This window comes from Streptomyces sp. NPDC102441 (assembly GCF_044765585.1).
Classification (GTDB): domain Bacteria; phylum Actinomycetota; class Actinomycetes; order Streptomycetales; family Streptomycetaceae; genus Streptomyces.
Genome location: NZ_JBIWKH010000008.1, coordinates 117,062 through 142,585, shown reverse-complemented (window position 1 = coordinate 142,585; position 25,524 = coordinate 117,062). Strand labels below are relative to the sequence as shown.

Annotated in this window: 27 protein-coding genes; 7 read left to right on the top strand and 20 right to left on the bottom strand. The window is 71.0% G+C overall.

Features of this window, described 5'->3' with window-relative positions; translation table 11 throughout:
* The first annotated feature begins 258 nt into the window (after nucleotides 1-258).
* Together ACIREO_RS19290 and ACIREO_RS19285 are read left to right on the top strand one after the other, a co-directional pair.
* Nucleotides 259-927 carry a potassium channel family protein gene (locus ACIREO_RS19290; RefSeq protein ID WP_404111385.1) on the top strand — a complete coding sequence of 223 codons (669 nt, stop codon included), beginning with the start codon at nucleotides 259-261 and terminating at the stop codon, nucleotides 925-927.
* Entirely contained in the window at nucleotides 927-1,604 is a 678-nt protein-coding gene (locus ACIREO_RS19285; protein ID WP_404111382.1) for a potassium channel family protein, read from the top strand. The genes ACIREO_RS19290 and ACIREO_RS19285 overlap by 1 nt, the downstream gene beginning before the upstream one ends.
* A 116-nt stretch (nucleotides 1,605-1,720) precedes the next feature.
* Here ACIREO_RS19285 and ACIREO_RS19280 read toward each other — a convergent pair whose 3' ends face one another.
* The 8 genes from ACIREO_RS19280 to ACIREO_RS19245 form a co-directional block, all read right to left on the bottom strand.
* Nucleotides 1,721-2,557: a DUF3159 domain-containing protein gene (locus tag ACIREO_RS19280; protein WP_404111380.1), complete on the bottom strand. Its 837-nt coding sequence runs from the start codon at nucleotides 2,555-2,557 to the stop codon at nucleotides 1,721-1,723.
* A 3-nt stretch (nucleotides 2,558-2,560) separates the two neighbouring features.
* Nucleotides 2,561-2,977 carry an OB-fold nucleic acid binding domain-containing protein gene (locus tag ACIREO_RS19275; protein ID WP_404111377.1) on the bottom strand — a complete coding sequence of 139 codons (417 nt, stop codon included), beginning with the start codon at nucleotides 2,975-2,977 and terminating at the stop codon, nucleotides 2,561-2,563.
* 70 nt (nucleotides 2,978-3,047) lie between these two features.
* A complete protein-coding gene (locus ACIREO_RS19270) occupies nucleotides 3,048-3,755 on the bottom strand; it encodes a response regulator (protein WP_404111374.1) in 708 nt (235 codons plus the stop codon).
* 55 nt (nucleotides 3,756-3,810) lie between these two features.
* Entirely contained in the window at nucleotides 3,811-6,354 is a 2,544-nt protein-coding gene (locus tag ACIREO_RS19265) for an ATP-binding protein (protein ID WP_404111371.1), read from the bottom strand.
* A 137-nt stretch (nucleotides 6,355-6,491) separates the two neighbouring features.
* Entirely contained in the window at nucleotides 6,492-7,226 is a 735-nt protein-coding gene (locus tag ACIREO_RS19260; RefSeq protein ID WP_404111368.1) for an ABC transporter ATP-binding protein, read from the bottom strand.
* 150 nt (nucleotides 7,227-7,376) lie between these two features.
* Nucleotides 7,377-8,147, bottom strand: coding sequence for a DUF3710 domain-containing protein (locus tag ACIREO_RS19255; RefSeq protein ID WP_404111365.1), 771 nt, complete (start codon nucleotides 8,145-8,147; stop codon nucleotides 7,377-7,379).
* A 1-nt stretch (nucleotide 8,148) separates the two neighbouring features.
* Nucleotides 8,149-8,676, bottom strand: a complete 528-nt coding sequence (dut, locus tag ACIREO_RS19250) for a dUTP diphosphatase (protein WP_404111362.1) — start codon at nucleotides 8,674-8,676, stop codon at nucleotides 8,149-8,151.
* Nucleotides 8,676-9,260 carry a PaaI family thioesterase gene (locus ACIREO_RS19245; RefSeq protein WP_404111360.1) on the bottom strand — a complete coding sequence of 195 codons (585 nt, stop codon included), beginning with the start codon at nucleotides 9,258-9,260 and terminating at the stop codon, nucleotides 8,676-8,678. Before ACIREO_RS19245 ends, dut begins: the two co-directional genes overlap by 1 nt.
* A 58-nt stretch (nucleotides 9,261-9,318) precedes the next feature.
* Between ACIREO_RS19245 and ACIREO_RS19240 the strand changes: the two genes are divergently transcribed.
* Entirely contained in the window at nucleotides 9,319-9,774 is a 456-nt protein-coding gene (locus ACIREO_RS19240) for a DUF3093 domain-containing protein (RefSeq protein ID WP_404111358.1), read from the top strand.
* Nucleotides 9,775-9,782: 8 nt separating this feature from the next.
* Here ACIREO_RS19240 and ACIREO_RS19235 read toward each other — a convergent pair whose 3' ends face one another.
* From ACIREO_RS19235 to ACIREO_RS19220, 4 genes are all read right to left on the bottom strand, one after another.
* On the bottom strand, nucleotides 9,783-10,739 hold the full coding sequence (locus tag ACIREO_RS19235; RefSeq protein WP_404111355.1) for a hypothetical protein: 957 nt from the start codon (nucleotides 10,737-10,739) through the stop codon (nucleotides 9,783-9,785).
* 12 nt (nucleotides 10,740-10,751) lie between these two features.
* Nucleotides 10,752-11,048 (bottom strand): DUF4193 domain-containing protein, encoded by a 297-nt coding sequence (locus tag ACIREO_RS19230; protein ID WP_003965732.1) that lies wholly within the window; start codon nucleotides 11,046-11,048, stop codon nucleotides 10,752-10,754.
* 404 nt (nucleotides 11,049-11,452) lie between these two features.
* Nucleotides 11,453-12,694: a sensor histidine kinase gene (locus ACIREO_RS19225; RefSeq protein WP_404111352.1), complete on the bottom strand. Its 1,242-nt coding sequence runs from the start codon at nucleotides 12,692-12,694 to the stop codon at nucleotides 11,453-11,455.
* Between the two features lie 7 nt (nucleotides 12,695-12,701).
* Nucleotides 12,702-13,355: a response regulator transcription factor gene (locus ACIREO_RS19220; protein WP_404111349.1), complete on the bottom strand. Its 654-nt coding sequence runs from the start codon at nucleotides 13,353-13,355 to the stop codon at nucleotides 12,702-12,704.
* 362 nt (nucleotides 13,356-13,717) lie between these two features.
* On the opposite strand from ACIREO_RS19220, the gene ACIREO_RS19215 reads away from it, so the two are divergent.
* A complete protein-coding gene (locus ACIREO_RS19215) occupies nucleotides 13,718-13,891 on the top strand; it encodes a hypothetical protein (RefSeq protein WP_404111346.1) in 174 nt (57 codons plus the stop codon).
* Between the two features lie 100 nt (nucleotides 13,892-13,991).
* Here the strand turns inward: ACIREO_RS19215 and ACIREO_RS19210 are convergent, their stop codons facing one another.
* Complete coding sequence (locus ACIREO_RS19210; protein ID WP_404111343.1) at nucleotides 13,992-14,792, bottom strand: inositol monophosphatase family protein; 801 nt, start codon at nucleotides 14,790-14,792, stop codon at nucleotides 13,992-13,994.
* Nucleotides 14,793-14,875: 83 nt separating this feature from the next.
* Complete coding sequence (locus ACIREO_RS19205) at nucleotides 14,876-16,000, bottom strand: ferrochelatase (protein WP_404111340.1); 1,125 nt, start codon at nucleotides 15,998-16,000, stop codon at nucleotides 14,876-14,878.
* Between the two features lie 222 nt (nucleotides 16,001-16,222).
* Between ACIREO_RS19205 and ACIREO_RS19200 the strand changes: the two genes are divergently transcribed.
* On the top strand, nucleotides 16,223-17,542 hold the full coding sequence (locus tag ACIREO_RS19200; RefSeq protein WP_404111337.1) for a D-arabinono-1,4-lactone oxidase: 1,320 nt from the start codon (nucleotides 16,223-16,225) through the stop codon (nucleotides 17,540-17,542).
* A 30-nt stretch (nucleotides 17,543-17,572) separates the two neighbouring features.
* Here the strand turns inward: ACIREO_RS19200 and ACIREO_RS19195 are convergent, their stop codons facing one another.
* A complete protein-coding gene (locus ACIREO_RS19195; protein WP_404111335.1) occupies nucleotides 17,573-18,574 on the bottom strand; it encodes a hypothetical protein in 1,002 nt (333 codons plus the stop codon).
* Nucleotides 18,575-19,071: 497 nt separating this feature from the next.
* Between ACIREO_RS19195 and sepH the strand changes: the two genes are divergently transcribed.
* Nucleotides 19,072-20,127 carry a septation protein SepH gene (sepH, locus tag ACIREO_RS19190; RefSeq protein ID WP_404111333.1) on the top strand — a complete coding sequence of 352 codons (1,056 nt, stop codon included), beginning with the start codon at nucleotides 19,072-19,074 and terminating at the stop codon, nucleotides 20,125-20,127.
* A gap of 82 nt (nucleotides 20,128-20,209) precedes the next feature.
* Here the strand turns inward: sepH and ACIREO_RS19185 are convergent, their stop codons facing one another.
* Nucleotides 20,210-21,037, bottom strand: a complete 828-nt coding sequence (locus tag ACIREO_RS19185) for a sulfurtransferase (RefSeq protein WP_404111331.1) — start codon at nucleotides 21,035-21,037, stop codon at nucleotides 20,210-20,212.
* Nucleotides 21,038-21,279: 242 nt separating this feature from the next.
* Between ACIREO_RS19185 and ACIREO_RS19180 the strand changes: the two genes are divergently transcribed.
* Nucleotides 21,280-22,056: a VOC family protein gene (locus tag ACIREO_RS19180; protein WP_404111330.1), complete on the top strand. Its 777-nt coding sequence runs from the start codon at nucleotides 21,280-21,282 to the stop codon at nucleotides 22,054-22,056.
* Nucleotides 22,057-22,139: 83 nt separating this feature from the next.
* On the opposite strand, the gene ACIREO_RS19175 is transcribed toward ACIREO_RS19180, so the two are convergent.
* The 4 genes from ACIREO_RS19175 to ACIREO_RS19160 all read right to left on the bottom strand — a co-directional run bounded on the left by ACIREO_RS19175 (nucleotide 22,140) and on the right by ACIREO_RS19160 (nucleotide 25,498).
* A complete protein-coding gene (locus ACIREO_RS19175) occupies nucleotides 22,140-22,670 on the bottom strand; it encodes a nucleoside deaminase (RefSeq protein WP_404111983.1) in 531 nt (176 codons plus the stop codon).
* 341 nt (nucleotides 22,671-23,011) lie between these two features.
* Nucleotides 23,012-23,662, bottom strand: a complete 651-nt coding sequence (locus ACIREO_RS19170; RefSeq protein ID WP_404111328.1) for a thymidine kinase — start codon at nucleotides 23,660-23,662, stop codon at nucleotides 23,012-23,014.
* A gap of 52 nt (nucleotides 23,663-23,714) precedes the next feature.
* Nucleotides 23,715-24,902: an alkaline phosphatase family protein gene (locus tag ACIREO_RS19165; RefSeq protein WP_404111325.1), complete on the bottom strand. Its 1,188-nt coding sequence runs from the start codon at nucleotides 24,900-24,902 to the stop codon at nucleotides 23,715-23,717.
* Nucleotides 24,902-25,498 carry a DUF5998 family protein gene (locus ACIREO_RS19160; protein ID WP_404111323.1) on the bottom strand — a complete coding sequence of 199 codons (597 nt, stop codon included), beginning with the start codon at nucleotides 25,496-25,498 and terminating at the stop codon, nucleotides 24,902-24,904. Before ACIREO_RS19160 ends, ACIREO_RS19165 begins: the two co-directional genes overlap by 1 nt.
* Nucleotides 25,499-25,524 lie beyond the last annotated feature (26 nt).

Here is a 25,524-nt window from a genome sequence, read left to right as displayed (position 1 = left end):
TTAACGAAATCCTTGCGGTGTGGACGTGCCAGGGCCCTCGGGCGTGCCCCTTCCGTCCGCGGGCAGGCTCCCTTTTGCTCTTCGGCCCGTGGGGTACGCACACTCGGATGAGGCGGTCCGGGCGTGGCCGCATAAGCTCATCCACGGGCAACGCCGAAGGTGGTTGCCCCATTGTTTGCCCCGCAAGCTGAGAGAGAAGTGTGAGCAGGGTGTTTTCGCAGGTCATCCGGATGACCAGGACGGCGAGGTAGGCGCAAGGTGCACATCGTCATCATGGGCTGCGGGCGCGTCGGAGCCGCTCTCGCACAGACCCTGGAGCAGCAGGGGCACACGGTCGCCGTGATCGATCAGGACCCCACGGCGTTCCGTCGTCTCGGCTCCGGATTCGGCGGCAGGCGGGTCAGCGGGGTCGGCTTCGACCAGGACACCCTGCGTGAGGCGGGGATCGAGGAGGCCGGAGCGTTCGCGGCCGTCAGCAGCGGCGACAACTCCAACATCATCGCCGCCAGGGTGGCTCGCGAGATGTTCGGCATCGAGAACGTCGCGGCGCGCATCTACGACCCTCGGCGCGCCGAGGTCTATCAGCGTCTGGGCATCCCCACGGTCGCCACGGTCCGCTGGACGGCGGACCAGATGCTGCGGCGGCTGCTGCCGTCGGGCGCGGAGCCGCTGTGGCGCGACCCGAGCGGGGGTGTGCAGCTCGCCGAGGTGCACACCACGCCGTCCTGGATCGGGCACAAGATCAGTACGTTGCAGGAGGAGACGGGAGTCCGCGTCGCCTTCCTCACACGGCTGGGTGAAGCCATACTGCCCACGTCGCAGACGGTTCTGCAGGAGGGCGACCTCGTTCACGTGATGATGCGTACGAACGAGATCGCAAAGGTCGAGGAGGCCTTTGCCGAAGGTCCCGAGGAGGGCGGTCACTGATGCGCGTCGCGATTGCCGGGGCCGGTGCGGTGGGCCGTTCCATCGCGGCCGAGCTCCTGGAGAACGGGCACGAGGTACTGCTGATCGACAAGGCGCCGACCGCCATCTCGGTGGAACGCGTCCCGATGGCCGAGTGGCTTCTCGCGGACGCCTGTGAGATCACGTCGCTCGACGAGGCGGCACTCCAGCGGTGCAACGTCGTGATCGCCTCGACGGGTGACGACAAGGTCAACCTGGTCGTCTCGCTGCTCGCGAAGACCGAGTACGGCGTCCCGAGGGTCGTGGCCCGGGTGAACAACCCGAAGAACGAGTGGCTGTTCAACGAGTCCTGGGGCGTCGATGTCGCCGTCTCCACTCCGCGTCTGATGTCCGCCCTGGTCGAGGAGGCGGTGAGCGTCGGCGATCTGGTCCGGCTACTGCGCTTCAGCCACGGCGACGCCAACCTGGTCGAGCTGACGCTGCCCCCCGAGTCGGCGCTGGCCGGCATCCGGGTGAACGATGTGGCCTGGCCCGAGGACACCTCGCTCGTCACGATCATCCGCGGCACGCGTGTGCTGACGCCGAGCCCGGAGGAGACCCTGGAGGCCGGTGACGAGCTGCTGTTCGTGGCCGCCCAGGCGCGCGAGGAGCAGCTGGAGGACCTGCTGTCCGTCCGCCGCGAGCCCGCCGAGGACTGAGGCAAGGCTTGGGCAGGGCGTCCCGAGCACACGGAAGGGGCCCGGGCCGTACGTCGATGACGTACGGTACGGGCCCCTTACTGCGGGCTACGGAGGAGGCAGCCGCCCGACCGGACTCAGTCCGTACGGCGGTGCCTGGCGGGACCGGCGTCGCGCTCCGTGCCGGCGAAGCCCTCGGTCAGGTCCTGTTCGGCCTGTGCGAAATCGGGGGCCAGGCCCTCCCGGACCGCCTTGCGGGCCTTCTCGGCCTCCTCCTCCGCCTCCATCTCGGCGAAGACGTCGATGGGCGGCGGCGCCTTGGCGAGGAAGACCCAGGTCAGATACACCGCGAGCAGGAACGGCGGGATCTTGAGCGCGACCAGCACCCATCCGAGCTGAGCGGTGTCCGCCCACCAGTACAGCGGGAAGAGGATCGCGCACTTGGCGAGCAGGATCAGCCCCCAGGCGTAGCTTGCCTTCGCGTACGCCTTCTTCCGGCCGGGGTTCCTGGTGCGCCAGGAGAGGTTCTCCTTGAAGACCGGGCCGAGGATCAGCCCGATCAGGGGCACCCCGGCTACCGTCGTGACGAGGTACGCGAGGGCGAGTCCGAGCGTGTAGATCATGCCCGGCAGATAGAAGTCCTTGGCGTTGCCCGTCATCTTCGCGAAGAGCACACCGAAGGCCACGCCGAAGACGCCGCTGAAGGCGTGCTTGACGGTGTCCTTGCGGAGCAGCCGTACGACGACGAGGACCAGGGAGACGGCCAGCGCGGCGATCGCCGAGGCCGTCAGATCCTTGTTGATGGTGAAGATCGTGACGAAGAGCAGCCCGGGCAGGACTGTCTCCACCATGCCGCGCACGCCGCCGAAGGCCTCGAAGAGCGCGGCTTCCGTGACCGCCTTCGCGTCGGCGTCCTGCTGGTCGGTGCGGTGGGGCTGGTCCGTTTCGGACGTCGGCTTGTCGAGAGACGTCACCGGCTACTCCTTGCCGAGCGGTCGGAGTTCGTATTTGGGGTTGAACAGCACCCGGCGCCCGTGACTCATGGCGACGCGGCCCGACGCGATGAGCTTGCGGCCCGGCTCGATACCGACGATGGAACGCCGGCCCAGCCAGACCACGTCGAGCGGTGCGGTGCCGTCGAAGAGCTCCGCCTCCAGGGCGGGCACTCCGGCGCGCGGACGCAAGGTGACGGTCCGCAAGGTACCAGTGACCTTGACGATCTGGCGGTCCGAGCACTCGGAGATGCGCGTGCAGCCCGAAGCGTGGGTGTCCTCCCGCAGCTCCTCGGACTCGAGGTCCTCCTGGGAGCTGGACAGCCGGTCGAGCATGCGGCGGAAGCGGCCGGACGGCCTCGAAGTCCTGCCTGACTTCTCAGGTCGGGGAACAGCGCTCATACCCGAAGGGTACCGGTCTCCTGTGGTAGGGGCGGGCCCGCACGGGTGTCACCCGGACGAGTGACCGCGATCACTCCGGAACGGGTCGTCCCCGCTCGAAGCGGTAGCCCATGCCGGGCTCGGTCACGAAGTGCCTGGGGTGCGAGGGGTCGGTCTCCAGCTTGCGGCGCAGCTGCGCCATGTAGACGCGCAGATAGTTGGTCTCGGTGCCGTACGAGGGCCCCCAGACCTCCTGGAGCAGCTGCTTCTGGCTGACAAGGCGCCCGGCGTTGCGGACGAGGACCTCCAGCAGGTGCCACTCGGTGGGCGTGAGCCGCACGTCGCGCCCCTCACGGTGGACCTTCTTCGCCGAGAGGTCGACGGTGAACCCCTCGGTCTCGACGATCACCAGGTCGTCGCCGACGTCCTGGCCGACCGGTTCGGCCCGGCGCACGGCGGCGCGCAGCCTGGCCAGCAGTTCGTCCATCCCGAACGGCTTGGTGACGTAGTCGTCGGCGCCCGCGTCCAGGGCCTCGACCTTTTCGTCGGAGGTGTGACGGGCGGAGAGCACGAGGATCGGCACCCTGGTCCAGCCGCGCAGCCCCCTGATCACCTCGACGCCGTCCATGTCCGGCAGCCCGAGGTCGAGCACGACGACATCGGGGTGGCGCGCCGCCGCGAGCTGCAGGGCGGTCGCCCCGTCGGGTGCCGCGTCCACCTCGTATCTGCGCGCCTTCAGATTGATCACGAGGGCGCGCACGATCTGCGGCTCGTCGTCGACCACGAGCACCCGGGTCATCGCGGACCTGCCTTTCCGGAATACGTGTACGGGACGGGCGTGCGCCACGGGGGTCTCATGAGGTGACGTGCACGGGCGGTACGGGGACCGCGCGCACCTGCCCCGGCGCGGCCGTGAGCGTGAGGACCATGGTGAGCCCTCCGCCCGGGGTGTCCTCGGCGTCCAGCGTGCCGCCCATGGCCTCCACGAAGCCCCGGGCGACGGCGAGCCCGAGGCCGACCCCGGCGCCGCGGGGAGCGTCACCGTACCGCTGGAACGGCTCGAATATGCGTTCCTTGGCATCGTCGGGGACTCCGCGGCCCCGGTCGGCCACCCGGAGCTCGACGCGTTCGCCCAGAGCGCTGGCGGCGACGGTGGCGCGTTCCCGGCCGGGGCTGTACTTGACGGCGTTCTCGACGATGTTCGCGACCGCCCGCTCCAGCAGTCCCGGGTCCACCGCGACCATGGGCAGCGTCTCGGGGATGTCCAGGTCGACGCTGCCCTCGGGTACGCCGCCGAGTGCCATGGGGACGACCTCGTCGAGGTCTATCTCGCGGATCAGCGGGGTGACCGTGCCGGTCTGCAGGCGTGACATGTCGAGCAGATTGCCGACCAGGTGGTCCAGGCGGTCGGCGCCGTCCTCGATGGCCGCGAGGAGCTCCGCCTCGTCCTCGTCGGACCAGGAGACGTCGTCGGAGCGCAGGGAGCTCACGGCGGCCTTGATGGCGGCCAGAGGGGTACGCAGGTCGTGGCTGACGGCGGCGAGCAGCGCGGTCCTGATCCGGTTGCCCTCGGCGAGCCGTCTGGCCGCCTCGGCCTCCCCCACCAGGCGCTGCCGGTCGAGCACCACGGCTGCCTGCGCCGCGAACGCTCCGAGGACCCGGCGGTCCTCGGCGGGCAGCACGCGGCCCGAGAGTGCCAGCGCCATGTGGTCGCCGACGGGCATGTCCACGTCCGCGTCGTCGGGCCGGGCCACCGGGGCGGGACCGACGGATCCGGCGCAGGTCCAGGGCTCGACATCGCTCTGCCGCTCCAGGAGGGCGACGGATTCCATTCCGAAGGTCTCGCGGACCCTGTCGAGCAGGGCGTCCAGGGCGGTCTCGCCCCGCAGGACGCTGCCGGCGAGAGTGGAGAGGATCTCCGACTCGGCGCGCAGCCGGGCCGCCTGGTGGGTGCGCCGGGCCGCCAGGTCGACCACGGAGGCGACCGCGACCGCCACCGCGAAGAAGATCACGATGGCGACGAAGTTCTCGGGGTCCTGGACGGTCAGGGTGTGGGTGGGCGGCGTGAACCAGTAGTTCAGGAAGAAGGAGCCCGCCGCCGCGGAGGCGAGCGCGGGGGCAAGTCCCCCGAGGAGCGCGGCGGCGACGGTCAGGAAGAGGAAGAGCAGGACGTCGTTGGCGAGCCCGGGCCCGTTCTCAAGACCGCGCAGGAGCAGGGTCAGGAGGGCGGGTCCGCCGACCCCGGCCAGCCATCCCCAGATGATCCGGGTGCGGCTGAGCCGCGCTCCGCGTGCGATGGGCAGCCCGCGCCCCTTGGCGACCTCTTCGTGCGTGACGATGTGCACGTCCAGGTCGGGGCCGGACTCACGGGCGACGGTGGCACCGACGCCGGGGCCGTAGATGTACTGCCAGGTCTTGCGCCGGCTGGAGCCGAGGACGATCTGGGTGGCGTTGACGCCCCGGGCGAACGCGAGGAGTGCGGTGGGTATGTCGTCGCCGATGACGTGGTGGAAGGTGCCCCCGAGGTCCTCCACGAGGGTGCGCTGGACCGCGAGTTCCTTGGGCGAGGCGGAGGTCAGTCCGTCGCTGCGGGCGATGTACACCGCGAGGATCTCGCTGCCGGAGCCTTTCGCGGCCATCCGGGAGGCGCGTCGGATGAGCGTACGGCCCTCCGGTCCGCCGGTCAGCCCGACGACTATGCGCTCCCGGGCCTGCCAGGGGGCGCTGATGTCGTGTTCGCCGCGGTACTGCTGGAGGTACTCGTCGACCCGGTCGGCGACCCAGAGGAGCGCCAGCTCGCGCAGGGCGGTCAGGTTGCCGGGGCGGAAGTAGTTGGACAGTGCGGCGTCGACCTTGTCGGACTGGTAGATGTTTCCGTGGGCCATGCGCCGGCGCAGCGCCTGGGGCGACATGTCGACAAGCTCGATCTGGTCGGCGCGCCGGGCGACCTCGTCGGGGATGGTCTCCTGCTGCCGGACCCCTGTTATCGACTCCACCACGTCGCCGAGGGACTCCAGGTGCTGGATGTTGACGGTGGACACCACGTCGATGCCGGCCTTGAGGAGCTCTTCGACGTCCTGCCAGCGCTTCGCGTTACGGGAACCCGGCACGTTGGTGTGGGCGAGCTCGTCCACGAGTGCGACGGCGGGCGCCCTTTCCAGCACGGCGTCGACGTCCATCTCGGCGAACACGGCCGAGCGGTGTTCGATGTCGCGGCGGCGGATCTGCTCCAGGCCGTGCAGGAGCACCTCGGTGCGTGGCCGGTCATGGGTCTCGATGAACGCGACGACGCAGTCCGTGCCCCGCTCCACCCGCCGGTGGGCCTCGGCCAGCATCGCGTAGGTCTTGCCGACGCCGGGTGCCGCACCCAGGTAGATCCGTAGCTTGCCGCGTCCCATGGCCCCATTGTCTTCTCTGAACCGGCTGCCGCCGATGCGGGGAGCCGGACTCGAAGCTACCCCGAGAATTTCCGGCATACGGGTCGCAGGGGTGCACCGTGGTCCGTATTGACGGGATTCTGACGCGGCTCAGCAGGTCAGGCGTGCTCCACGATGTGCCCGTCACCGAGTTCCAGGACCCGGTCGGCGAAGCCGAGCAGCTGCGGATCATGGGTGGCGACGAGGACGGTGACGCCCTCGCTGCGCACGACGGCCCGCAGCAGCTGCATGACCGCGAGCCCGGTCTCCGCGTCGAGCTGCCCGGTGGGCTCGTCGGCGATCAGGAGGGCGGGCCGGTTGGCGAGCGCGCGGGCGATGGCCACACGCTGCTGCTGGCCGCCGGAGAGCTCGCCGGGGCGCTGCTGGGCGTGGTCACCGAGGCCCACCAGGGAGAGCAGAAGGGCCACTCGCTCCTCGCGCTCGTGCGGGTCGGTCCTGCGCAGGCGCATGGGTACGCCGACGTTCTCCGCCGCGGTCAGGATCGGGATCAGGCCGAACGACTGGAAGATGAAACCGATCCGGTCCCTTCGCAGCTCGAGCAGCCCGTCCTCGCCCAGCCCGGAGAGGTCGGTGCCGCCGACGGTGATCCGGCCGCTGTCCGGTGCGTCGAGTCCGCCTACGAGGTTGAGCAGGGTGGTCTTGCCCGATCCCGACCGGCCCTTGAGGGCGACGAGCTCTCCGCGCGGGACCTCGAAGGAGACCCCCCGCAGGGCGTGCACGGCGGCCGCCCCGGTCCCGTACGAGCGGTGCAGGTCCTCGACCCTCACCATGGCGCCCTCGGCCGGGCTCTCGGCCAGGACCGTACCGGTCTGTCCGCCGGTGCTCCGTGTCATCGCTCTCCCCCGTGCGTACGCCGCCGTGCGTACCGCTCTCCTCGGCAGCCGCCAGTATGTGCATGCGGCACCCGGTGAGGCAATGGAAGGCCGGTGGGCCGCACCCCCTCCCCGGGATGCGGCCCACCGGCCTCGCACGAGCAGGTGCGGTCAGCGCACCTCGGTGATCTCGGGCCCGCGCTGGAGCTGGCCCATGCCACCGGAGAACTTCGAGCTCTCCTGGTCCTCCTGCTGCACACCCTCGGGCACCATCTGGGCGTCGTCGGGAAGCTTGAGGACGATCGGGTCACGCGGGGCCATCGGGCCGTCACCGCGCACGACGACGGTGTCCTGGAAGATCGTCTCCAGCAGCCCGGCGGCCTCCGGCTGCACCGCGCCCTGGCCGGAGATCACACCGCGCAGGAACCAGCGCGGTCCGTCGACGCCGATGAAGCGCACCAGCTGTACGCCGTTCTTCCCGTCCGGGAGCTGTACGGGGACCTGGGCGCGCAGCTCCCAGCCCAGCGGGCCCTCGACCTCGTCGATGATCCCGCCCTGCTGGGTGATGCCCGAGGCGATCTCCTCGCGCACCTCGCCCCAGATGCCCTCCTTCTTGGGAGCGGCGAAAGCCTGCAGCTGGACCGCGCTGTCGCGCAGCACGACGGTGGCCGCGACGATGGCGTCGCCGGCGACCTCCACCCGGAGCTCCATGCCCTCGACCCCGGGCACGAAGATGCCGCCCAGGTCCACCCGGCCCTCGCCGGGCTGGGAGACCTCGGAGATGTCCCACGGCCCGTCGGGGCGGGGCGCAGGCGGAAGGTTCGTGCGGCGCGAGCCGCTCTCGGCCCCGGTGTCGTCGAGCTCGTCGGCGACCTGCTCGGCCTCGCGCGCTTCGTCCGCCGTGTCCTCGGCGGAACCACTGTTCTTGCGACGTCCGAACACGTCAATGTCCTTCCCGGTCGGATACGACCGAAGCGTAGCTGTTCCCACCCTGGGTGTTACCGCCCGTGACGCCGTCCACGGCGGCGTGACCGCCGGTGGATCCGAACCCCCCCTCGGCCCGCGCCGAGCCGGGGAGTTCCGTCACCTCGTGGAAGCGCACCTTCTCGACCTGCTGGACGACCAGTTGGGCAATCCGGTCGAACCGTTCGAACCTCACGGTCTCGCGTGGGTCGAGATTGACCACGATGACCTTGATCTCTCCACGGTACCCGGCATCGACCGTCCCTGGGGCGTTCACGAGGGCCACTCCGCAGCGGGCCGCGAGGCCCGAACGGGGGTGCACGAAGGCGGCGTAGCCGTCGGGCAGGGCGATCGACACACCGGTGGGGAGCATGACCCGTTCGCCCGGGGCGAGCTCGGCGGCCTCGGTGGTGACCAGATCGGCGCCGGCGTCGCCCGGGTGTCCGTAGCCGGGAATCGGTACGTCCGGGTCGACCCGGCGGATGAGTACGTCCACGGGACTGCGCATCAGGGGTTCACCTCGAAGGCGCGGGCACGCCTGACCTGGTTCGGATCGGACATCGCTGCCTGGATCTCCTCCGGCCGTCCGTTGTCGATGAAGTGCTCCACCTTGACCTCGATGAAGAGTGCTTCCGCACGGACCGCGACGGGCCCTTCGGGGCCGCCGGTCCGTCCCGTCGCGCGGCAGTAGATCTTCCGGCCGTGCACGGCGGTGACCTCGGCCTCCAGGAAGAGCACGGTGTCCACCGGAACCGGCAGGACGTAGTCGGTCTCCAGCCGTCCGGTCACCGCGATGACCCGCTGCAGCCAGCTCAGCGCGCCGAGCGTCTCGTCCATCGCCGCGGCCAGCACACCGCCGTGCGCGAGGCCCGGGGCACCCTGGTGGGCGGGCTTCACGGTGAATTCGGCGGTGACGTTCACGCCCTCACCGGCCGTCGCCAGGAGATGCAGTCCGTGCGGCTGCCCGTCACCACAGCCGAAACAGTGTTCGTAGTGGGAGCCGAGGAGCTCACCGGGCGCGGGAGCGTCGGGATGGCGGACAGGCTTCACCGCGTCGGCCGGGGGTGTCAGACGTGCAGATGTTCCACTCACAGCCGCAGACCTTACCCGCGCGGCCGACCGCGGGTCGCGCCGTGCCAAGCTTGCTTACATGCAGCCTTCCGCACCGCCCTTCGACGAACGTCTCGCCGCACCCCGTTCGTGGTGGCTCATCGCCTTCGGGATCGGCGTCGCCTGTGCGCTGGTACTCCTGCCTCTCGGCGCCCTGCCGATGCTCGGCGGCCTGGCCGTCGGTACGGCGGCGGCGTGCGTGGGTGTCAGCTCGTACGGCTCCGCACGCATCCGGGTCGTGGCGGGCGCGCTCGTCGCGGGCGATGCGCGGATCCCCCTGGAAGCGCTCGGCGACGCCGAGGTGCTGGACGCGGAGGAGGCGCGCGCCTGGCGCTCGTACAGGGCGGATCCCCGCGCGTTCATGCTGCTGCGCAGCTACATCCCGACGGCGGTGCGGGTGAAGGTCACGGATCCGTCCGACCCGACGCCGTACGTCTATCTCTCGACCCGGGAGCCGCAGGCTCTGGTTGCGGCCCTCGCGCCCGTACCCGCCTGAGGGGCCGGTCAGCTGCCGGGGCCGTCCAGGCCCTCGGGCAGCTCCTTGGCGGGCTCCGCGGGCTGTTCGAGCGGGGGAAGGTCCGGGAGGCGGTCCCAGGGGACCTGCCGGTGCCGCAGGTCGTTCCTGACCCGGTCGGCGAGCTTTCTGGTGTCCCGTCGGTTCATCAGCGCGCCGACGGCGGCACCGACCATGAACGGGATGAGATTCGGCAGGTCGCGGATGGTGCGCTTCATGATCTGCTGACGCAGTTCGCGCTTCATCTGCCCGCCGAGCGCCGCGTTGAGCGTGGTGGGGCGTGAGACGTCGATGCCGCGCTCTTCCGTCCAGGCCGTCAGATAGGCGGTGCTGCGCTGGCCGAGGTTGCCCGGCGGACGCAGGCCGTAGACCTCGTGGAGCTCGGCGACGAGCTTCATCTCGACGGTGGCCACTCCGGTGATCTCGGCTGCCAGCTCGGCGAGCATGGCGGGTGGTACGGGCATCATCGCCGCCACCCCGATGCCCGCGCCGACGGTCGCGGTGGCGTTGCAGGCGCCCGCGACGAGCTTGTCGGCGAGCTCTTCCGGGCCGAGCCCCGGGAACTGCCTGCGCAGGGTGCCGAGGTCCCGCACAGGGACACGGGGAGCCGTGTCGATGATGCGGTCGGCCACCGTGCCGACTGCGGCCGCGGCGCTCTCCCGGCTCTTGCGTACGCCTCGTTTCAGTGTGTGCAGGGGGCCGGAGTCCTTCGGGGACTCTGCCGGTCCGTCCTGCTCGGGTCCGGGTGACGGATCCGCCGCCCTTACCGCTTCGAGCGAGGCCGGACGGCCTCGCTCGTCGTCAGGTGTGCCGGGAGAGGCAGGCAGGGCGGCCTGTCGCTCGGCAGTGGGGCTGTCGCCCTCTGCCGGGCCCGTGCCGCCCTGATGTGCCTCCGACGACTTCGTGCGCCGCAAGCGCCGCTTCCGGAACGGTGTGTCGCCTGCCACGGCCGGCCGGCCTCAGTCGCAGTCGCGGCAGATGGGCTGGCCGTTCTTCTCGCGCGCCAGCTGACTCCGGTGGTGCACGAGGAAGCAGCTCATGCAGGTGAACTCATCGGCCTGCTTGGGCAGAACCCGCACGGCCAGCTCTTCGTTGGACAGGTCTGCGCCGGGCAGCTCCAGTCCTTCTGCCGCGTCGAACTCGTCCACGTCGACGGCGGATGCCGTCTTGTCGCTCCGACGAGCCTTGAGCTCTTCGAGGCTGTCCTGGTCCACGTCGTCGTCGGTCTTGCGTGGGGTGTCGTAATCCGTTGCCATGTTCGCTCTCCCCCTCATGGGTGTCTGCGGTGTCTCAGCGCACGTAACGCGTGAGAGGCCGGACTTGTGCCCGACCTGAGGCGGAGATCTTGCCTCACATCAAGGTCTGTTACTCAATCGACACCCAACCGGATCCCTTGTGAGCGATCAGCTTGGGTGGCGAAGGGGACCGTACACGGTCCGATTGCTGCAGTTCACGGGCGCCACCCCGTGTACTTCCCGTGATATCGGCCCCCGGAAACCCGGACGTTCCAGGCTTTCGGGGAGAGTTGTGATCACGGAGAGTAGAGGGCCCGGAAATCGCTTCTGTGATCGATCACACAGGGACAGAACGGAAACACGGTTCAAAAATTCCGCCCAAAGCGAACAGAGCGATCCAATACGGCTTCACACCGTGAAGCCTCTCAGACCGGAAGGGTGACGCGCATCACGAGACCGCCACCCTCGCGGGGCTCCGCGATGATACGGCCTCCGTGCGCCCGCGCGACGGATCGGGCGATCGACAGGCCGAGCCCGACCCCCTTGTCGCTGCCCGTGCGCTCCGTTCGCAGCCGCCTGAACGGCTCGAAGAGGTTGTCGATCTCGTAGGCGGGCACCACGGGTCCGGTGTTCGAGACGGTCAGCAGAGCCTGCCCGTGCCGGAGCTCGGTGGTGGCCTCCACCCAGCCGCCTTCCGCGGCGTTGTAGCGCACGGCGTTCTGCACGAGGTTCAGCGCGATCCGCTCCAGAAGCACCCCGTTGCCCTGGACGACGGCCTGGGAACGCTCGCCCCGGACCTCGACGCCCTTCGCCGCGGCCTCGGCCCTGGTCTGGTCGATGGCCCGGTCCGCGACCTCGGCCAGGTCCACGGGCTTGCGCTCGACGATCTGGTTGTCGCTGCGGGCGAGCAGCAGCAGCCCTTCGACCAGCTGTTCGCTGCGCTCGTTCGTGGCCAGGAGTGTCTTGCCGAGCTGGTGGAGCTCCGGCGAGGCCTCCGGATCGGAGAGATGGACCTCCAGGAGCGTGCGGTTGATCGCGAGGGGCGTACGCAGCTCGTGCGAGGCGTTCCCCACGAACCGCTGCTGCGCGGTGAAGGCCCGCTCCAGCCGGTCCAGCATCTCGTCGAACGTGTCCGCGAGCTCCTTCAGCTCGTCGTCGGGGCCGTCCAGCTCGATCCGGCGGGACAGGTCCGTTCCCGCCACCCGGCGGGCGGTGCGAGTGATCCGGCCCAGCGGGGAGAGGACGCGGCCCGCCATGGCGTAGCCGAAGGCGAAGGCGATGATGCTGAGGCCGACGAGGGCCAGCAGCGCCCTGTTCAGCAGGGAGTCGAGGGCGTGCTGGCGCTGCGCCGCGGTGCAGTTCTTGATCGCCTCGTTGAGCTGGCCGTTGTTCTGCGCGGAGCCGAGCTGCGGACAGGTGTCGCTGGAGATCTGGACGTTCGTGCCGGAGACCTGGAAGGCCGGCCCGCCCGCGTCGTGCAGGGCCTGCGCCGCCAGCATGTAGATGATCGACAGCAGGAGGATGCCGGCGATCAGGAACATGCCGCCGTAGAGCAGCGTGAGCCGTATCCGGATGGTCGGCCGCAGCCAGGGGTACGGGGACTCCTGCGCCTTGGGTTCCCAGGTCGGCTTCGGTGGTGCCTTCATGGGTGCCGGGGAGGCTGCCATCACGCCCTCAGATCCGGTATCCGGAGCCGGGGACGGTGACGATGACGGGCGGCTCGCCGAGCTTGCGTCGCAGGGTCATGACCGTCACGCGCACCACGTTGGTGAACGGGTCGGTGTTCTCGTCCCAGGCCTTCTCCAGCAGCTGCTCGGCCGAGACGACCGCGCCCTCGCTGCGCATCAGGACTTCCAGGACGGCGAACTCCTTCGGGGCGAGCTGGATCTCCTGCTCGTCCCGGAAGACCTCGCGGCGGTTGGGGTCGAGCTTGATGCCGGCCCGCTCCAGCACGGGCGGCAGCGCGACCGTGGTGCGGCGCCCCAGGGCTCGCACCCGCGCCGTCAGCTCGCTGAAGGCGAAGGGCTTGGGCAGGTAGTCGTCCGCACCGAGCTCCAGGCCCTCGACCCGGTCGCTGACGTCACCGGAGGCGGTGAGCATGAGCACCCGGGTGGGCATGCCGAGCTCGACGATCTTGCGGCAGACGTCGTCGCCGTGCACCACCGGGAGGTCCCGGTCCAGCACGACGACGTCGTAGTCGTTCACCTCGACGCGCTCCAGGGCCGCCCCTCCGTCGTAGACGACGTCGACGGCCATGGCCTCCCGGCGCAGCCCGGTGGCCACCGCATCGGCGAGCAGCTGCTCGTCCTCGACGACGAGTACGCGCACGGCGCAGTCCTTCCGTAGATCTTCGAAAAAACGGCGAGTGGCCCTCGTTCCGGCCGCTCGCTGCACGTCAGCGGCACCGACTGTGCGCGTCCATCCTGCCCGTAACGCGCATAAACCGGCGGTAAGACGGCGCGGCACGGTCCGCCGCTCCCGGGAATGGAGCGGATTTCCGCGCCAGTTGAGGTTTCTCCCGGGGCGACGGCGGGGAGGACGCTCTCACACCCGCGATCACGCCCTGCATGTGGCGTACCACAGCCCGTCCCGCATCCAGAGGGACTGCGTGATCACCCGCACTCCGGCCCACGGCCGGAGGACCACCGGGCACACCCCCGTGCCACCGACCCACGACGAGGGGGCGCTTCATGGACGCTTTCACCGCAGGTCTGCTGCAACGAATCAGGACCACCGAGTCCGACCTCACGAAGGCTCGGGAGACGGGCGACGACTTCCTCGCGGATGTCGAGCAGGGAGAGCTGGACGACCTGCACCGCCTCGCCGCCGAGCACGGCGTGGAAATCCACGCCACAAGCGTCTGAGCCGCCACGAGAGGGCCCCGGGAGCCGTTGCGGCTCTCCGGGGCCCTCTTCTTCGTGCCGACGCCTTCCCCGGGCCCCACAGGCCCCGCGGAGGGGTACGTCAGTCGTGCCAGGCGCCCAGTTCCTCCAGGAGCGCCTGCAGCGGCTCGAAGACGCCGGGGGTGGCCGCGACCGTCAGATCCCCGTCCGCGGGCCGTCCGGGCCGCCCCCCGGTGAGGGCTCCTGCCTCGCGGGCGATGAGATCGCCGGCCGCGACGTCCCACGGGTGCAGTCCGCGCTCGTAGTAGCCGTCGAGCCGGCCCGCCGCCACGTCGCACAGGTCGACGGCGGCCGATCCCCCGCGCCGGATGTCACGCAGCCGCGGAATCAGCTGCTGGGCCACGGCGGCCTGATGAGCACGGACCTCGGTGACGTAGTTGAAGCCGGTCGACACCAGTGCCTGGTCGAAGGGTGCCGTGGGACGGCAGCGCAGCGCGTCCCCGTTCCCGTACGCGCCGCCGCCCAGCACCGCGTGGAACGTCTCACGCCGCATCGGGGCCTCGACGACGCCGACGACCCGTTCGCCGTCGCGTTCGGCCGCGATGGAGACGGACCAGGTCGGGAGGCCGTAGAGATAGTTCACCGTGCCGTCGAGCGGGTCGATGACCCACCGGATGCCGGTGCTGCCCTCGGCGCTGGCGCCCTCCTCGCCGAGGAAGCCGTCGGCGGGGCGGTGCTCGGAGAGGTAGCCGGTGATCAGCTTCTCCGCCCGGATGTCCATCTCGGTCACGACGTCGATCGGGCTGGACTTCGTCGCGGCCACCCCGAGGTCGGCGGGACGGCCGTCCCGCAGGAGCGCGCCGGCCCGGCGGGATGCCTCCAGGGCGAGGCCGAGCAGTTCGGACAGGAGAGGGTCGGTCACAGCACTCCAGAGGTGGTTCGCGGGGCCGCTACGGGCCTGTCGGCGCCCGCGCGGCGGGGGGATGCGGGCGGGGTGGGAGACGGCTAGAACGGGCTGTCGGCGCCCGCGGCGGCGGGCTTGAGGGCCCTGGCCGGGCAGCATCCGGCCGGACAGAGGTCGTGCGAGGGGCCGAGCGCGCCCAGGGCGCACGGAGCGACCGGCCGGTCCTGTTCGGCGGCGGCGCGCTCCAGGAGGAGCTCGCGCACGGCGGCGGCGAAGCGGGGGTCCGCGCCCACCGTCGCGGAGCGGCGCACGGGCAGTCCGAGCTCGGCGGCCTTCGCGGTGGCCTCGGTGTCGAGGTCGTACAGCACCTCCATGTGGTCCGAGACGAAACCGATGGGTGCCATGACGACCGCGGGGACGCCCTCACCGTGGAGTGTCTCCAGGTGGTCGCAGATGTCGGGCTCCAGCCACGGGATGTGCGGGGCGCCGCTGCGCGACTGGTAGACGAGCTGCCACGGGTGTTCGACGCCGGTCTCCTCGCGCACGGCCTCGGTGATCAGCCGGGCGACGTCCAGGTGCTCGGCCACGTAGGAGCCGCCGTCGCCGTGCGTCTCCGCCGGCCCGGAGGTGTCGGCCGCCGAGGTCGGGATGGAGTGCGTGGTGAACGCGAGATGCGCCCCCGCCCTGACGTCCTCGGGGAGATCGGCCAGCGACGCCAGCACGCCGTCCACCATGGGCCGCACGAACCCGGGGTGGTTGAAGTAGTGGCGCAGCTTGTCCACCCGGGGCACCGGGAGCCCTTCCGCCTCCAGGACGGACAGCGACTCGGCCAGATTCTCGCGGTACTGACGGCAGCCGGAGTACGAGGCGTAGGCGCTGGTGGCGAGCACGGCGATCCGGCGGTGGCCGTCCGTGATCATCTCGCGGAGGGTGTCGGTGAGGTACGGAGCCCAGTTCCGGTTCCCCCAGTACACAGGCAGCTCGAGGCCGTGTTCCGTGAAGTCCTTGCGCAGTGAGTCCAGCAGTGCCCTGTTCTGCGCGTTGATCGGGCTCACGCCGCCGAAGAGGAAGTAGTGCTTGCCGACCTCCTTGAGCCGCTCTTCGGGGATGCCCCGGCCGCGCGTCACGTTCGCGAGGAACGGGACCACGTCGTCAGGGCCTTCGGGACCACCGAAGGAGAGCAGCAGCAGGGCGTCGTAGGGAGCGGGATCGCGCAGATCGGACATGCACCCGATCCTGCCACCCGCCCCCGGCAGCGCGGCAACCGCCATCGGCGGGGCAACGACGCCCGTGAGCCGTGTCGGCCGTCCACACACCTGACAGGCCTCGGCGGCCGGGGGAATGCGCGCGACCGCCGTGAGTATGATCCCCCTCCAACTGGCCGGGAGCCTGTCGTTCCTGGGTACCGCCGGCTCGCGGAGCCGGTCCGACGGGAGGGCGCGGGGAAGATGACCGACACCTACGCACGGACGACGGACACGTGGCGCAACTGGGCGGGCAATGTCACCGCCCGGCCCGCACGCGTGGAGTCCCCCGCCTCCGTCGACGAGCTCTCCGACGTGCTCCGCAGGGCGTCCGGGGACGGGCTGACGGTCAAGCCGGTCGGCACCGGTCATTCGTTCACCGCGGCCGCGGCCACCGACGGCGTCCTCATACGTCCGGATCTGCTCACCGGGATCCGTGACGTCGACCGTCGGGCGATGACCGTGACGGTCGAGGCCGGCACACCTCTGAAGCGTCTCAACGCCGCGCTCGCCCGCGAGGGGCTCTCCCTCACCAACATGGGCGACATCGTGGAGCAGACGGTGGCCGGGGCCATATCGACCGGCACCCATGGCACCGGCCGCGACTCGGCGTCGGTCGCCGCGCAGATACGCGCACTGGAGCTGGTCACGGCCGACGGCACGGTGCTGCGCTGCTCGGCCGACGAGCACCCGGACGTCTTCTCGGCGGCCCGGATCGGACTCGGGGCGCTCGGCGTGGTCACCGCGGTCACGTTCGCGGTCGAGCCGGTCTTCCTGCTGACGGCCCGCGAGGAGCCGATGACCTTCGACCGGGTCACAGCCGATTTCGATCAGCTGGTCGCGGAGAACGAGCACTTCGAGTTCTACTGGTTCCCGCACACCGGCAACTGCAACACCAAACGCAACAACCGGAGCGCGGGCCCCGCCGCTCCGCCCGGAAGGGTGAGCGGCTGGATCGAGGACGAGCTCCTCTCCAACAGGATCTTCCAGGTCGCCTGTTCGTTCGGCCGGGCGGCCCCCAGGGCCATTCCCTCCATCGCCAGGATCTCCAGCCGTGCCCTGTCGGCCCGTACGTACACCGACATCCCGTACAAGGTGTTCACCAGCCCCAGGCGGGTGCGCTTCGTCGAGATGGAGTACGCCCTGCCGCGCGAGGCGGCGGTCGACGCCCTGCGTGAGCTCAGGGCCATGGTGGAGCGCTCGCCGCTGCGGATCAGCTTCCCGGTGGAGGTCCGCACGGCACCCGCGGACGACATCACGCTCTCCACGGCATCGGGCCGGGAGAGCGCCTACATCGCGGTGCATCTGTACCGGGGCACGCCCCACCAGGCGTACTTCACGGCCGTCGAGCGGATCATGACGGGATACGCCGGCCGCCCGCACTGGGGCAAGATCCACACCCGCGACTCCGGCTACCTGGCCGGGGCCTATCCACGGTTCGGCGAGTTCACCGCCCTGCGCGACCGTCTCGACCCGGGCCGGCTGTTCGCCAACGACTACCTGCGCCGCGTGCTCGGGGACTGAGCGGGGCGCGTGCACCTCCCAGGGACCGGCTCACCGGTCCGTGCCGGTTCCGGCCGTGGCTCCGCCCTGCTGCTCCGGGGCCTCGTCGGCTCCGGTCGGGTCCGGTTCGGCCGACGTGCTGTCGTCGTCGCGCGGCACGGCCGGGGTGGTGGCTTCGGGCGTCGTGGCTCCGCCGGACGCGGAGGGCGTGGGGGTGGGGGCCGAATGGTCCCCGTCCTGGGGATCGGGCTGCGCGCTCCTGCCGTCGCCCACGTCCGTACCGGGTGACGTCGAACTCCCGCTGCCGGGCACGTCTCCCTTGTCCTCGTCGTTCCCGTCCTCCTCCTGGCCCGTGCCGTCCGAGGGGGAGGGCGAGGTCGTCCCCCCGTGGCGCTCACCGCTCACGACGGAGCCGATGGTCGTCCCTCCGTTGCCCCCCAGGTCGTGTCCGGAGACCATCTCGTACACGGTGATGCCGGCCATCGACAGGACGAAGACCCCGGTGGCCGCGAGGGCCGACCGCTTCCAGCCACGGACACGGGTGCCGTGCGTACGGGCGTCGGAGTAGGAGCCGTCCGTGAGCGCGCCTTCCGGGAGCGCGCCTTCCGGGGGCTCTTCTCCGGAGGCCGGTGCCCCGGGATACGTCCCGCCGGGGTTCGCCTCCCCCGGCCGGACCTGCCGCAGCACCGTGGTGCGGTCCGCCGCGGGCTCCACCGTGCGCAGGACCCGCGTCGCGTCGTCCCCCTCCAGCCGCTGCGCGGGAAGCGTCTCGCGCGTGTGCACGGTCACCTGGCGGCCCGCCGGATGCTTCACCTGGACGGTGACCTCGCGGATCTGTTCCCCGGTGCGACGGAAGAAGTGCTGGAAGACGGAGCCTCCACAGGTGGCCACCACGCTCATCACACCGGCGCCCGCGATGGTTCCGTACACACCGAGCTGCGAGGCCATCACCGCTGCCGCGACCGCCGCGACGGCACTGCCCGCAACCTGCGGGAGGCTCAGATCTATGCGCCTTTCCTTGCGTTCCGCACCGTTCTGCGGCTTCTGAACCATGATCAGCCCCTGGTCGACAACTACCCCACCTTGCACCAGGAAGAGACATTTGAACGAATCAGATAGTTCCGATTCTGTAGATTTTGTGAAGCAGCACACGCATTGAGGGCATACCGCAGACATCGGGGTAAGCCAACTCCCGTACCCGGCGAGAACTTCGGCGGCGCGCCGTCCACCCGGATGGCCCGAATGGAGTACTGTGGCGAGCCCTGGGGCCGGACTCCCGCACGGGTATCCGGAACCTACGGAAGGGGGCCGAAGGACGGCCCCCGAACCGGCGGCGCCGCGGCATCGCACGGGCGCCCGCTGCGTGGAGCGACCATCCGGTCACCCCACGTCGCGAACAGGTAACCGTGCCATCGTGGCGTTCCAGGGCCAAGGCCCGACACGCCGGGTAACTTGGCAAGGTTGTGGCAGGCTGAACCCGGGCAGGTCACACTCGACTAGCGGAAGCAGCGACGCACGTGACGTCGGCAGGCACCACCCGGGAGGTTCCCATGCCCGAACTGCGTGTCGTGGCCGTCTCAAACGACGGCACACGACTGGTGCTCAAGGCTGCGGACAGCACGGAGTACACGCTTCCGATCGATGAGCGGCTGCGTGCCGCCGTCCGCAACGACCGCGCCCGGCTCGGCCAGATCGAGATCGAGGTGGAGAGTCATCTCCGCCCGCGAGACATCCAGGCGCGCATACGTGCCGGCGCCTCCGCCGAGGAGGTCGCCCAGTTCGCCGGCATCCCGGTGGACCGGGTACGCCGCTTCGAGGGCCCCGTGCTCGCGGAGCGCGCGTTCATGGCCGAGCGCGCACGGAAGACGCCTGTGCGCCGTCCCGGCGAGAACACCGGACCCCAGCTCGGCGATGCGGTGCAGGAGCGACTGCTGCTGCGCGGAGCCGACAGGGAAACCGTCCAGTGGGACTCCTGGCGCCGGGACGACGGCACCTGGGAGGTTCTCCTCGTCTACCGCGTCGCGGGCGAACCGCACTCCGCGAGCTGGACGTACGACCCGCCGCGACGGCTCGTGCAGGCCGTGGACGAAGAGGCACGCTCGCTGATCGGAGAGACCGACGACGTCGCGGCTCCGGAGCCGAGCTTCCCGTTCGTGCCCCGGATCGCGCGGCTGCCGCGCGACCGGCCGCTGGACCGCGCGCTGGACCGGCAGATCGAGCGCCCCGCTCCGGAGCCGGAGGAGCGCGTCAGCGGTGTGTCCGCCGGCGAGCGCGACTCGCTGACGAGCCTCCTGGAGGCTGTTCCGAGCTTCCGTGGCGACATGGTCGTGCCGGAGCGGCCCTCGCCGCCCGAACCGCCGGCGATCGAGCCCGCGCCGCAGGAGGAGCCCGAGGCGGCCGAGCCCCCGGCCGCGGCGGCGTCCGCCGGTGCGGGTTCCGCATACGCCGACGTGCTGATGCCCCGCGCGGTGGCCGGCCACCGCGACAGGCTGACCGGGACGACGGACCGCCAGGCCGAGGCGGACGGCGTGCGTCCGGGCCGCCGGGCGGCCGTGCCGAGCTGGGACGAGATCGTCTTCGGCACACGCCGGAAGAAGCAGGACTGAGGACGGCCCGGGTGTCCGTGGCATGAGGAGGGCCCGTACGCAGCCGCGTACGGGCCCTCGCTCCGTCCCGGTCCCGGTCGCGTCAGGCGGGGTCCGGCCCCGTGGCGACGGGGCGGGACCCGTCCGAGGACCACTCCGACCAGGACCCGGCGTACAGCGCGGCCCGGTGTCCGGCGAGCTCGAGCGCCAGTACCTCATGGGCACCCGAGACTCCGGAACCGCAGTAGACGCCGACCGGGGTGTCGCCGTCGGCACCCAGGGCGGAGAACCGGGAGGCGAGCGAGCCGGCGGACAGGAAGCGCCCGTCCTCCCCGGCGTTCTGCGTGGTCGGGGCGGACACCGCGCCGGGGATGTGGCCGCCCACGCGGTCGATCGGCTCCACCTCCCCCCGGTAGCGCTCCGCCGCACGGGCGTCGAGCAGCAGACCGGAGCGGGCCATTTTCGCGGCCGCGTCCGCGTCGAGGAGAGGGAGCGCGCCCGGCCGGGGCCGGAAGTCTCCCTCCGCGGGCTCCGGAACGCCTGTGGTCAGCTCACCGGTCCAGGCGGCGAGACCGCCGTCCAGCACGCGCACGTCGGAGTGCCCGGTCCAGCGCAGCAGCCACCACGCGCGGGCCGCCGCCCAGCTCTGGCCGCCGTCGTAGACCACCACCGGGGTGTCCTGCCCGACCCCCGCCCGCCGCATGACGGCTCCGAAGGTCTCCAGGTCCGGCAGGGGGTGGCGGCCGCCGCTGCCCGCCGGACCCGCGAGCTCGGAGTCGAGATCGACGAACACCGCGCCCGGGATGTGCCCGGCCTCGTAGTCGGCGCGGCCGTTCGGCCCGCCGAGCTGCCAGCGGATGTCCAGCAGCACCGGCGGCCGCGAACCTGTCGACTCGCTCAGGTATTCGGATGCACTGATGATGGGCTTCATGGGTGCCATCTTCGCGCAGGGACGGCCGCCCTCGGCGACGTAGCACCGAATTGGATGTATCGCACCAAAACGGCCCTCTGCCTGAGCGGAAGCCGGGAAACGCGGCGCGGCCGGGGTGCCTCGGCGGCTCAGTGGTGCGAGCATCTGCACGGAGCGTACGCACCCGTGTCCGCACCGCTGGGCACCGTGCAGGCTCCGTCCCCCCGTACGGCCACCCCGATGGTACGAGGAGAGAGAAGAAGATGACCGAGGCTGCCGCCCGGCGCACGCCTGGAGCACCGTGCTGGGTGAGTCTGATCGTGCACGACCTGACCGCGACCCAGGAGTTCTACAGCCGGCTCTTCGACTGGGAGTTCCGGCCCGGGCCGGAACAGCTGGGTCCGTACGTCCGAGCGCTGCTGTGCGGCAAGGAGGTCGCGGGCATCGGACAGCTGCCGCCTGACCAGCACCTCCCCATCGCCTGGACGACCTATCTCGCCACGGCGGACGCGGACGCCACGGCGGAGTCGATCCGTTCCTGCGGCGGGACGGTGGCCGTCGGCCCCCTCGACGCCGGGGATGCCGGCCGGCTCCTGATCGCGTCCGACCCGAGCGGCGCGGTCTTCGGTGTCTGGCAGGCCGCCGAGCACCTCGGTACCGCCCTCGCGGGCACACCCGGCACCCCTGTGTGGAACGAGCTGGTGACCCGGGAGACCGCATCGGTCGCCAAGTTCTACCAGGCCGTGTTCGGATTCGGGACCGAGGCTGTGGTCTCGGCCGACTTCGACTATCAGACACTGCACATCCAGGGCCGCCCGGTGGCCGCCCTGCACGGTGTGGGACACGCCCTGCCGCGCGACCGCGGCCCCCACTGGATGACGTACTTCCAGGTCGCCGACACCGACGAGGCGGCGGCCCGGGTGGTGGAGCTCGGAGGACACGTGCTGCAGCCGCCGAGGGAAGCCTCCAGCGGCAGGCTGGCCACGGTGGCGGACCCGGAAGGCGCGGTGTTCACGATCGTGCGGCCGCCCGCGAGCTGACCTCCGCGCGGGTTCGCCAGGCTCCACGGACAGGGCTTGCGCGCGCGCCGGCCGGCGGACACGCGCTCTGCCGGCCCCTGCTGTCAGACCGCCGGGGCGGCCCCGGTGCGGGAGCGGAGCGCCAACGCACGAACCTGATCGGCGAGTTCGGGAACCGGACCGGCCGTCTCGAGGCCGGGGACGACCTCCCGGATGGACAGCGGGCGCAAGGGGGAGGTGATGGGCACGCCCCACTCGGCCTTCCAGTCCCGGGCCTGCTGGGACGAGCTCGCATAGACGATCCGGCCCAGGCCGACCCACCCGTGGGCGGCCGCGCACATCGGGCAGTGCTCCCCCGATGTGTACACGGTCGCCGTGGCCCGCTCCTCGGGGCTCAGGTGGGCCGCGGCCCATCGCGCGAGTTCGAACTCGGGGTGCCTGGTCGGGTCCCCCGTGGTGGTCTCACGGTTGCGGTCCTCGGCCAGGATCGTGCCGTCCGCGTCGACGAGTACGGATCCGAACGGCCCGTCACCGGCGTCCACGGCCTCCGCCGCCAGTTCGACGCAGCGGCGCAGATATGTCAGGTCGGCCTCGGTGACAGCGGCGGCGGCGCGATCGGCGTCGCTCTCGGGCAGGTCCTGGTCGTTGGGGGTCACTGTCACTCCGTCTCTGTGGGATATCGATACGCCCGGTGTTCGGCCACGGTGGCCAGACGCTCGACGTCGTCATAACCGGTTCGAGTCCCGTGCGATTCCCGTGGCGAAAGGGCGGACCGGAGTCCGTTCCGAGCGAAGCCCGGCCGACCGAACGAGCCCCGCCCGTACGTCAGTTACGGGCACCGGCCCGGCGCCCGAACGCGAAGTGGAGAGCCAGCAGCACGGCCCGGTCTTCCTCCTCGCCGGCATCGCGCCACGCCCTGTCTCTGAGCCGCCCCTCCAGAAGGGGCGCGCTCCGGCCGCCGGCGCCTCTCCGCGTCTCAGCCCGAGGTGACGGGCAGGACGTCCGGTGACAGCGCGCCCGCGTGTGCCGTGGCACTCGTCATGCGGCGGCGGTGGTGCCGGCGGCAGAGGACCTCGTACCCGATGTCCGTGGCGGGCCGGTCGACGTCACCGACGACGACCTGCTCCCCCTCGACAACCATCACCCCGCCGACCGTCCGGGCGTTGTGTGTGGCACGGGCGCCGCACCAGCACATGGCCTCGACCTGGAGTGTCTCTATCCGGTCGGCCAGCTCGATCAGCCGCTGGGAGCCGGGGAAGAGCTTGGTGCGGAAGTCCGTCGTGATGCCGAAGGCGAACACGTCGAGGCCGAGGTCGTCGACGACGCGGGCCAGTTGGTCGATCTGCTCGGGGGCGAGGAACTGTGCCTCGTCCACGATCACGTGGTCGACCTTGTCGCCCTTCGACATCCGGCTCACGAGGTAGCCGTACAGATCCATGCCCGGGGCGGCTTCGACCGCCTCGGTCACCAGGCCGAGCCGCGACGACAGCTTGCCCTCCCCCGCCCGGTCGTCCCGGGTGAAGATCACTCCCTGCAGTCCGCGCGCCGACCTGTTGTGGCCGATCTGGAGAGCCAGGGTGCTCTTTCCGCAGTCCATCGTCCCGGAGAAGAACACGAGCTCGGGCATGGGAAGGTGCGCGCCTTTCGGAGGTGGGTGCGGGTGCGAGGGAAAAGGCCGGCTACGAGCGTACTTCGAGGAGCGGCACCAGCTGTTCCACGGGGGTCAGCGAACCGTGCATCCCCACCATCGCGGACTCGTGGGGCTCCTTGGCCGAAGCGGTGATCACCACGTCGTCGTGGGCCGCGGCCACCACGTCGCCGATCCTGCCGTACACCCGCTCGTCGATCCGCGGGCCGAACCAGCCCGCCGCCACGGCCTCATCACGGCTCGCCACCCAGAACTGCTCGCCGAGGACCTCGCGCCAGACGGTGAGTACGTCCGCCTCGGCCCCGGGGACCGCGTACACATGGCGGGCCCGGCCCTCGCCGCCCAGCAGGGCGACTCCGGCGCTCAGCTCCCAGTCCTCGTCGAAGTCGATCCGGGACTGCTCGTCGAACGGGATGTCGATCATCCCGTGGTCGGCGGTGATGTACAGGGCCGAGCGGGGCGGCAGCTGCTCGGCGAGGCGCCGGGCGAGTCCGTCGACGTACATCAGCTGGCCCCGCCAGGCGTCGGAGTCCACGCCGTAGCGGTGTCCCTGGCCGTCGACCTCGCTGTAGTACGTGTAGACGAGGGACCTGTCACCTGCGGCCAGCCGCTCGGCGGCGAGGTCCATCCGGTCCTCGCCGGTGAGCCGGCCGAGGAAGGAACCGCCGCTGAGCGCGACCTTGGTCAGGGGGGTCTGCTCGAAGTCGGGGGCGGAGACCTGGGCCGTGCGTACGCCGGCGGCGTCGGCGCGCTGGAAGACGGTGGGGTACGGCTGCCAGGCCTTGAGGTCGGTCCACGGCCTCCAGCGCAGCTGGTTCATGAGCGCGCCCGTCTCCGGGTTGCGCACCGTGTAGCCGGGCAGGCCGTGCTCGCCCGGGGGCAGGCCCGTACCGACGGAGGCCAGCGAGGTCGCCGTCGTGGCCGGGAAGCCCGACGTGACAGGCCGGCCGGTGCCGCCGCGGGAGGTGGGGAGCAGTGAGTGCAGGAAGGGGGCCTCGTCCGGGTGGGCCTTGATCTGCTCCCAGCCGAGCCCGTCGATCAGGAAGACGCAGTTCCGGTCGGCGGGGGTGAGCTCCGGGATCGTCGCCTCGAAGCCGGGCACGCCTTGGCCCGCGACGAGCGTCGGCAGCAGATCGGCGAGCGAGCCGGTGCCGTATTCGGGCACGGGCGCGGTGTCGGGAGCGAGCAGAACGGGATCCTGCCAGGCGGGCTGGACCATCAGCGGGTGGTCGACGTGGTCGCGGCCGTCGCCTCGGAGAGGGACTGGGCGAAGGCGAGGGTCTGGCGCACCGTGTCGGGGCCGTCCCCGGCCTCGCTGACACGGAGACTCAGGTCGTCGGCGGTGGAGCTGCCGGTGTAGCCGTGGTCTGCCTCGCAGTTGGGATCCCCGCAGGCCGCGGGCTCCAGGTCGATGCGGGAGACAGCACCCCAGCCGATGGTGAGGACGACCTCACGGGGCAGCGTGCCCGGCACGTACTTCTCGGGGTTGGCGACGACGCGGCTGACCACGACGGACGAGATCCGGTCCAGCTTGACCGACTCGGTGGACGTCGTGGCGTACGGCGTCGGGGAGCTGGTGTCAGCGGCCTGCTCGTCGGTGTGGCTGACGATGAAGCGGGTGTCCGTCAGGACGAGGACCGTGACATGGCGGCGGACCTCGTTGGAGTCGAAGGTGGTCTCCTGGTGCACCAGGAACGAAGCGACCGGCTCCCCGCCGACGGCGGCCTCCACCGCCTCGGCCACGAGGGCCGGGTAGTAGCCGCTGCGCTCGATCGCCGCGCGCAGCCCCTGGGTCGTCGTACCGGTCTTTGCCATGGGAACCATCCTACGGGGGGCCGGTG